6 protein-coding genes are annotated in these 5,313 nt (G+C 73.9%); 3 read left to right on the forward strand and 3 right to left on the reverse strand.

Annotation, left to right across the window (positions count from 1 at the left end):
* The 3 genes from B7P34_RS39560 to B7P34_RS34935 form a co-directional block, all read left to right on the forward strand.
* Nucleotides 1-587: 4'-phosphopantetheinyl transferase family protein (locus B7P34_RS39560; protein WP_106682156.1), on the forward strand; the 587-nt coding region annotated here is incomplete at its 5' end.
* An 11-nt stretch (nucleotides 588-598) separates the two neighbouring features.
* On the forward strand, nucleotides 599-1,765 hold the full coding sequence (locus tag B7P34_RS34930) for a RedV protein (RefSeq protein WP_106682157.1): 1,167 nt from the start codon (nucleotides 599-601) through the stop codon (nucleotides 1,763-1,765).
* A gap of 330 nt (nucleotides 1,766-2,095) precedes the next feature.
* The gene (locus tag B7P34_RS34935; protein WP_106682158.1) at nucleotides 2,096-2,758 is read left to right on the forward strand and encodes a response regulator transcription factor; all 663 of its coding nucleotides are present in this window, start codon (nucleotides 2,096-2,098) and stop codon (nucleotides 2,756-2,758) included.
* A 28-nt stretch (nucleotides 2,759-2,786) separates the two neighbouring features.
* Here the strand turns inward: B7P34_RS34935 and B7P34_RS34940 are convergent, their stop codons facing one another.
* The 3 genes from B7P34_RS34940 to B7P34_RS34950 form a co-directional block, all read right to left on the reverse strand.
* The gene (locus tag B7P34_RS34940; protein ID WP_106682159.1) at nucleotides 2,787-3,110 is read right to left on the reverse strand and encodes a RedY protein; all 324 of its coding nucleotides are present in this window, start codon (nucleotides 3,108-3,110) and stop codon (nucleotides 2,787-2,789) included.
* 34 nt (nucleotides 3,111-3,144) lie between these two features.
* Entirely contained in the window at nucleotides 3,145-4,314 is a 1,170-nt protein-coding gene (redW, locus tag B7P34_RS34945) for an L-prolyl-[peptidyl-carrier protein] dehydrogenase (RefSeq protein WP_106682160.1), read from the reverse strand.
* Nucleotides 4,311-5,313 (reverse strand): polyketide synthase (locus tag B7P34_RS34950; protein ID WP_146167022.1); only part of this gene is annotated, 1,003 nt, incomplete at its 5' end. The genes B7P34_RS34950 and redW, both read right to left, overlap by 4 nt.

Genomic DNA, 5,313 nt, shown 5'->3' on the forward strand with positions numbered 1-5,313 from the left:
CCGCGGGCCTGCGCCGGCCCGAGCGGCGCTACGAATGGCTCGCCGGCCGCCTCGCCGTCAAGCACGGCGTCCTCGCCCACGGCCGGCGGCACGGGCACCGGACGGGACGCACCCGCGACATCCGCGTCGGCGCCGTCGCGCACGGGCTCCGCGCCGGCAGGCCCGTCGTCAACGCCCCCGTCGACGTGGGCCTCTCGCACTCCGGCGACTTCGCCGTGGCCGTGTGCGGGCCGCGCCCCGTCGGCGTCGACCTGGAGCACGAGCGCCGCATGCCGCCCCTGCTCGCCGGCATGCTGACCGCCGGCGACCACCGGGTCGCGGCCCACGCCGACCCCGACCGCCGCCGCCTCGCCACCATGCCCCTGCCGCTGCGCTGGGCCTGCAAGGAGGCGGTGCTCAAGCACTACGGGTTCGGGCTGCGCGTCGACCCCCGCGAGGTCGCCCTGCACACCTGGCACCAGGACCACGGCTTCACGTGGCGTCCCGGCCCCGGACTCCTGCGCCACGCCCCCTCGGCGGGCCACACCCGGCCGCACGGCTGGGCCCGGCGCATCGACGGATACTTCCTCGCCCTGGTATGGACGTGATGAGCGGACCCATGACACCGACCCCCTCCCGGACCCCCGGCCTCGGCGAGTCCTTCCCCGAGGCGCTGCGCCGCGCCACCGGGATCGCCGCCCTCAGCCCCTCCTCGCACAACTGCCAGCCCTGGGCGCTGGCCCGCCTGGAGAGCCGGCCGGCGCGCCGCGCCGCGGCCGACCTGCTCGGCTGTCCCGACGACGGCTCCACCGTCTACCTGGCGCTCGCCGCCGACCGCCGGCGCAGCCTCACGGCCCTGCCCGCCCACACCCTGGAGATGCGGCTGAGCTGCGCCGCGTACTGGCGCATGCTCTGCCGGGCCCTGGCCGCGCAGGGCTGGACGCTCGTCCGGGAACGGGCCCACGAGGCGGGGGGAGCCGCGGACGCGCGCCTGCCCGGCGGCCCGTGGCCGCGCGACTGGTCGCTGCTGTGGACGGCCGCGCTGCGCCGCACCGGGGAGCCGGCCGAGAGCCTGCCCGCCCTGGACGCCGCGGCCCGCGCCCGCCGCACCAACCGCGGCCCGTACGACGACGAGCCGCTCTCCCCGGGGCTGCTCGGCGACCTCGCGCGCCGGACGCCCGCGGGGGGCCCCGCCATACTCGTACAGCATCTGACGGAGAATCATGAACGTGGCATGTTCGCCGAGTTCCTGGCCCACCACGGGGGAATCGATTTCAGCCACCCGGCCGCCTGGCGGGAAACCCACTCCTACATCCGGTGGAGCCCGGCGGCGGTCCGCGCGCACGGCGACGGCTTCCCCGCGACGCAGCTTTTCGGACCGATGTCGGCCCGGCAGCGGATCGCCAAGCGGATCGCCCTCGCTCCGCCGGTGATGAAATTCCTGTGCCGGTTCGGTTATGACCGCTCGCTCGCCGGCGGACTGGCCGCCGAGGTCCGGCGCACCCCCGCCGTCGTCCTGATGCACTTCGCCGACGAGTCCCCCGGGGTCGCCGACGCCTTCCGGGGCGGCGCGCGCATCGCCGACTACTGGCTGTACGCGGCGTCCGCGGGTCTCGCCCTGCACCCGCTGAGCGTCGTCCTGCAGCACGACTCCCTGCGCACGATGCTCCAGGACCAGCTGGGCCTTTCCGGCAGGCTCTTCTTCGCGAGCCGCGTGGGCCGGCCCCGTACGGCCTTCCCGCCGGCGCCCAGGAGCCACGGCGCCGCGGACCACCGCACGGTCTGAACCGGGGACGGGAAAGCAACGGAGCATTCCGGCCAGGCCCCGATCGCGTACGCCGCGGGGTCGGGGATACTGCTCCCTTGCCGCAGTCTTTACCGTGACAGATTCCCGCCAAAACCTGGCGGGACGCCCGGCCGTCAGTTGCCGCTGGCGTACAGTCGGGTGAGACGTTCAGGGGGAAGCCGTGGCCACGGAGATGACGTCAATCAGCCATCGCACCGCCGGCGGGGGGACTCGGGTGCTCTTCACCCCCTCTACCCCGTCGGCCACAATAGCGCCTGCTCCCCGAAGCGACTCCGTTAGGAACCGTTCCGTTTACTGGAAGCAGGCTCGATGAGTATGCGCATACTGCTGTGCTGCGACAAGCTCATCCTGGGCGCGGGTATGCAGGCACTGCTGGGCCAGCACGGCCTGGAAGCACATACGAAAACTTCCGTGCGCAGCACGGTGGCGGCCGCCAAGGAGATGACGCCGGACGCCATTGTCGTCGTGGCCCCGGCGCTCAGCATCGACGACACCCACGAACTCGCCGAACTCTCCGGGATGGCCAAGGTCATCCTGCTCGCCCGGCCCGACACCACCTCCAGGGCCTTCGAGGCGCTGCGCATCGGCGTCCGCGCCGTGCTCTCCCTGGAGGACCCGCCGGAGGAACTCATCCGCATGATCAAGACGGTCATCGAGGTCGACGCCATCGTCGCCCCGCTGACCGCCCGCAAGGCGCTCGACCAGCTCCGCACCGAGCAGCCCCCCGCCCCCGCCGCGCCGCCGGCCGGCGCCCTGACCCCGCGCGAGGCCGAGGTGATGCTGCTGCTCGCGCAGGGCCGGTCCAACGCGGAGATCGCCGAGAAGCTCTCGATCTCCAACACCACGGTCCGCTCCCACGTCCACCACGTCCTGCGGAAGCTGGACGCCGGGACCCGCGCCCGGGCCGTCGCCATCGCCTACGAGACGGGGCTGATCGACGCCATGGAGCGGCAGGTGGAGCGCCGCCCCTGACCCGCCGGGCGCCGCCGCGCGGAGCCCGTCAGCCCACGGCGGCACGGTATCCGGGCTCCACGCGCACCCCGGCGAGTTCGTCCACCACCTCGGCCATTTCCCCGAAATCCGCGACCAGCCGGCCGAAGGCGGGACTCGTGGTGTCCCGCTCGAACTCGGCCCGGCTGCGCACTTTGATGACTTCGAAGAAGTGCACCGGTGCGGACGGGTCACCGGAAACCCGCTGCACGCTGAATGACAGCACGCTCGGGAGTTCCGGACAGGTCGCGTAGTCGGTCTCCCGTACCCAGGTTTCGAAACGGCCGGGTGTGACGCCGGGGCGGAGCCGAATTCGGTGCACAATCAGGTCCACGATGCCGGAAGTCCCTTCTGTATTCCCATGCGGTTCACGGATGCCGGAGCTTTCGGGAGCGCCGGCCGGCCAGGCCCAGGGCGCGGGCGGCATTGTTCTTCTGGATCTCGTTGGTGCCGGAGAAGATGCGGGAGGGCAGGGCGTCCCGCAGAAACGTCTCGGCCTCGCCGCCGAGGATCCCGAGCGCGCCGCGCAGCTGCACGGCGTCCAGCCCGAGCTGCACGGCCGCCTCGCTCACCGCGAGCTTCGCCAGCGCGGGCGCGATCTCGTCGTCGCTGCCCGCGTCCAGCCCGCACGCGGCCTTGTAGAGCATCAGCCGGGCCGACTCCAGCCGCAGCGTCATGTCGACGATGCGGTGGCTGACGGCCTGGAAGCCGCCGATGGCCCGGCCGAACTGCTCGCGCTCCCGGGCGTGTTCCACGGTCGACTCCAGCACGCGCCGCATCGCCCCGAGGTAGGTGGCGAACAGGCACGTGCGCTCCCACTTCATCGACGAGGAGAAGATGCCCGCGCCGGAGCCCTCCTCGCCGAGGACGTCCGCCGCCGGCACCACGCAGTCCGTGAGGTACACGTCCGCCATCGGCGAGCCCCGCAGGCCCACCTTGTCGTAGCGCGGCCCCACCGTCAGGCCGGGCGTGTCCGCCGCCAGGACGAAGGTCGTCAGGCCGAAGAAGCCGCCCCCGGGCGACGTCGCCGCCTGCAGCACGAACACGTCGGCCACGGGGGAGTTGGTGGTGAAGCACTTGCTGCCGTTCAGCACGTACGCGTCGCCCTTGCGCTCGGCGCGCGTCCGCAGGTTCAGGGCGTCGGAGCCGGCCTCGGGCTCGGTGATGGCGTGCGCCGCGATCGCCTCGCCCGAGGCGAGGGGCGGCAGCCAGCGCTGCTTCTGCTCCTCGGTGCCGAACTCGGTGATCGGCATGACGGCCGCGAACAGGTGCGCCGCGACGGAGAACGCGAAGCCCTGGTCGGCGGACCCGTAGCCGAGGGCCTCCATCAGCGCCGCGGTCGTGACGGCGCCGAGCCCGCTGCCGCCGTACGCGGCGGGCACGCTCGCCCCGGTGAGGCCCTGCTTTCCCGCGAGCTGCCAGCGGCGCCGGAAGTCGTCCGGGTCGTGCGCCGCCGTGCCGTCGCCGAGGTCGCGCCGGGCGAAGCGCACGACCATGTCGCGCATCTCCGCGGTCTCGGTGTCGAAGTCGAAGTTCATCGTGGCCCGTCCAGGTGTTCCTCGATCAGCACGTGATAGTTGATGCCGCCGGTACCGAAGGAGCTGACGCCCGCGCGCCGCGGCCGCCCGGGGGCGGATTCCCACGGCCCGGTCGCCGTGGAGACGCGCGCGGGCACGCGGTCCAGGTCCAGCTCCGGATTGACGGTGGTGAGGCCCGCGTTGGCCGGCAGCACCCCGGTCCGCAGGGCGTGGAGCGCGCGCAGCAGCCCGGCGGCGCCCGCCGCCGCGAAGGTGTGGCCGAAGAACGACTTGGCGGAGCCGATCTCCAGCGGCCGCCGCCGGTGCGGGCTGGCATACACCCGCGCGACCGCGGCGATCTCGACCCGGTCGCCCACGCGGGTTCCGGTGCCGTGCGCCTCCAGGTAGCCCACGTCGGCCGGGTCGAAGCCCGCCTGGCCGAACGCCTGGCGCATCGCCCGCACCTGGCCGTCCGCGTCGGGGGCGATCAGGGACTTCGCGTCGTTCGACGCGCCGATCCCGCACAGCAGGCCGTGGATCGCGTCCCCGTCGCGCCGGGCGTCCGCGTAGCGCTTGAGCAGGAACAGCGCGCAGCCGTCGCCCGGCGTGAAGCCGTCCGCCGCGGAGTCGAACGGGGTGATCCGCCCGTGCGAGAGCAGCCCCAGCGCCGAGCACAGCACCATGTCCCGGGCGTTGCAGGGCAGTTCGACGCCGCCCGCCAGCGCGTAGTCCACGCTTCCGGAGCGCAGCCGGCCCACCGCCACGTCCAGCGCGGCGAGCGACGACGCGCACGCCGCCTCGACCCCCAGCGGCACGGCGTCCAGGCCGTACTCGCCCGCGATCACGGCCGCGACGCCGCCGGCCAGGGAGCCGTCGAGGTCCTCCGGCGCGTGCGGGGCCGGCCCCGCCGCGTACCGCTCGCGGACCAGGTCGAGCAGGGTCGCCGTCTCCGTCGCGTCCAGCCGGCCGAGCGCGGCGAGCCCGCCCACGGCCGCCTCCACCTCGCCCAGGGCCAGCCCC

Source organism: Streptosporangium nondiastaticum (assembly GCF_003011965.1).
GTDB lineage: Bacteria > Actinomycetota > Actinomycetes > Streptomycetales > Streptomycetaceae > Streptomyces > Streptomyces nondiastaticus.